The following is a 1,188-nucleotide window of genomic DNA, read 5'->3' on the forward strand; positions in this document are numbered from 1 at the left end:
CATCTAAGAGGTAGGTTTTGTCCCAGCCTCTTTTCATTAAAAGTATCTTATTCAATTCATCATTAACTTGTCATTTCCAATTGGCTCCACATGGACATGAACATCGTGAACGTTATATTGGTTCATCAACATTTCCTCCACATCCGATGATATTTCATGTGCCTCGGTAATATCTAAATTATTTGGAACAGAGATAACAACATCTACAGTATTGCTATTTCCATATGTTCTTCCTTTAATATCTTTTACTTCTAAAACTCCCTTTACATTTAAGATTGTCAGTTTATACTCTTCTAACGCATGTATATCGAAGCCATCCGTTAAGTAATGTGAGGATTCTCTAAAAATATCCCACCCTGTCTTACATATCAATAATCCAACAACTATTGCTGCCACTGGATCGAGCCAGGGTATGCCGAATTGAGAAGCTAAAATACCAATTGCAGTCCCTATACTAACCCATGCATCCGAGAGGTTGTCTTTAGCTGCAGCCATAACTGCATGACTTTTTACTTTTGTCGCTAAATTTTTATTATAGCGGTAGACCAGGAGCATAATAATTGCGGAAAAGAATCCTGTCCAAGCTGCTATTATATCAGGTGATTCAGCTTTGCCATTAAAAACAGAAGTAGCTGCACCGTATAAAACCTGAAGACCTACAGCTATCATTATGATGGCGGCGATTAATGATGCAACAGATTCAGCCTTCCAATGCCCATAGGGGTGATCTTCATCTGCTGGTTTTTGAGAAAGTCTTAATCCAATCAATACAGCAATAGAGGCAATGATGTCAGTTGTATTATTTAAACCATCGGCTTTCAGCGCTTCTGAACCTGCTATATAACCAACGACTAGTTTTAAACATGATAAAAGTATGTAAACGGCAATACTTAAAATTGCACCACGTTCCCCTAACTTTAAATCTTGATACCTCTGTTCCATTTATCTTCCTCCGATAATAAGCATTGAAATTTATTGTACCAAAGGGGTTTCGAGTTAGTCTACGGCAACGTTTTTGTGCGAAAACAATAAAATACAGGTTAGGCAAAAGTTTTGAGAGAGGGAAACTTTTGTGGAGAAATGATTGATATATCAATATAATATATTCGCCTATTCATTTGTTCCCTTTGTTAATTCTAAGGGACGATTTTTAACCACAAAAAAAAGAGGCTGGGACAAAACTTACCT

1 protein-coding gene is annotated in these 1,188 nt (G+C 36.8%); it reads right to left on the bottom strand.

What is annotated here, in order from left to right:
• Window positions 1–51: 51 nt before the first annotated feature.
• Window positions 52–942, bottom strand: coding sequence for a cation diffusion facilitator family transporter (locus CKK03_RS22265; protein ID WP_099364700.1), 891 nt, complete (start codon window positions 940–942; stop codon window positions 52–54).
• Window positions 943–1,188 lie beyond the last annotated feature (246 nt).

This window comes from Fredinandcohnia onubensis (assembly GCF_002734215.1).
GTDB classification, from domain to species: domain Bacteria; phylum Bacillota; class Bacilli; order Bacillales; family Bacillaceae_L; genus Ferdinandcohnia; species Ferdinandcohnia onubensis.

What these genes read in the sequence shown, in the direction of transcription:
- CKK03_RS22265 (WP_099364700.1), bottom strand. Translation starts at nt 942, where the DNA reads ATGGAACAGAGGTATCAAGATTTAAAGTTAGGGGAACGTGGTGCAATT.